The organism is Caballeronia choica, from assembly GCF_001544535.1.
In the GTDB taxonomy this organism is placed as follows: Bacteria; Pseudomonadota; Gammaproteobacteria; order Burkholderiales; family Burkholderiaceae; genus Caballeronia; species Caballeronia choica.
In genome coordinates, this window is the sequence record NZ_FCON02000486.1 from 1 (window position 1) to 1,172 (window position 1,172).

Sequence of the window (1,172 nt, forward strand, 5' to 3'; positions counted from 1 at the left end):
CTAGTGCAGTGCGTCACAAATAATGCAACTTAATTGCGATTTGTGAGTCTCTGTTTGCATGGAGGGAGAACTCATGAGAATCGCGGCCAAAGTTGAGTTAAGCGAAGCACAACGCAAGCAGTTAGAGGCGTGGGCTACTGGCCGAACGATTCCAGTCCGACTGGCGGAGCGCGCCAAGATGATTTTGCTTGCAGCACAGGGTAAAACAGACAAAGAGATCGGTACAGAACTGGCTATATGGCGTGGCACCGTCGCGCGCTGGCGCGGTCGCTTTATCGCTGACGGCGTGAGGGGAATCGAGCGGGATGAGACGCGACCGGGGCGCAAGCCGAAGATCTCCGCGCGTAAGGTCAAGACGATTGTGGCATTGACGACGCAAGGGCGTCCGGATAACGCGACGCATTGGAGCACACGCAGCATGGCAGTCGTGGCCGGTGTAAGTGCGGCAAGCGTGCGGCGCATCTGGCAAGCGCACGGCCTCAAGCCGCATCGCTTAGAGAGCTTCAAAGTATCGAACGACAAGCATTTCGCTGAGAAACTCGAGGACATCGTCGGACTATATCTTGATCCCCCGGAGCACGCTCTGGTCCTGTGTTGCGATGAGAAGTGTCAGATCCAGGCGCTTGACCGGACCCAGCCGGGATTGCCGCTTAAGCGAGGTCGCGGTCAAACGATGACGCACGATTACAAGCGCAATGGTGTGACCACGCTTTTTGCCGCGATGAACACGCTCGATGGGAGTGTCATTAGCGAGTGCAAGACCAAACATCGTCACCAAGAGTGGCTGAGCTTCTTGCGCAAGATTGATCGCAATACGCCTAAGACCCAAGATCTGCATTTGATCGCTGACAACTATGCAACCCACAAACACCCCGAGGTACAGGCGTGGCTCGCCAAGCACCCGCGATTTCACATGCATTTCACCCCCACCAGTGCCTCATGGCTCAACATGGTTGAACGCTTCTTTCGTGACTTGTCAGTGAACCAGTTGCGACGTTCGGCGTTCCGCTCGGTACCCGAACTGATCGACACGATCGAGCAATACGTGCAGAAACATAACCGCCATCCGAAACCGTTCATCTGGACAGCAAAGGCCTCTGACATCCTCGCGAAAGTCACGCGTGCCAGGGCCAAGCTTAATAAGATGCAATCCGTTTGACGCGCAGCACTAG

The 1,172-nt window shown here is 55.6% G+C and carries 1 protein-coding gene; it reads left to right on the forward strand.

The features are described 5' to 3' along the window. The first annotated feature begins 73 nt into the window (after positions 1-73). Positions 74-1,159, forward strand: a complete 1,086-nt coding sequence (locus AWB68_RS45195; RefSeq protein ID WP_087650484.1) for an IS630 family transposase — start codon at positions 74-76, stop codon at positions 1,157-1,159. Positions 1,160-1,172: the final 13 nt, after the last annotated feature.

Bases quoted from the DNA above. Each gene is read 5' to 3' on its own strand.
- AWB68_RS45195 (WP_087650484.1), top strand. From the start codon at position 74: ATGAGAATCGCGGCCAAAGTTGAGTTAAGCGAAGCACAACGCAAGCAG.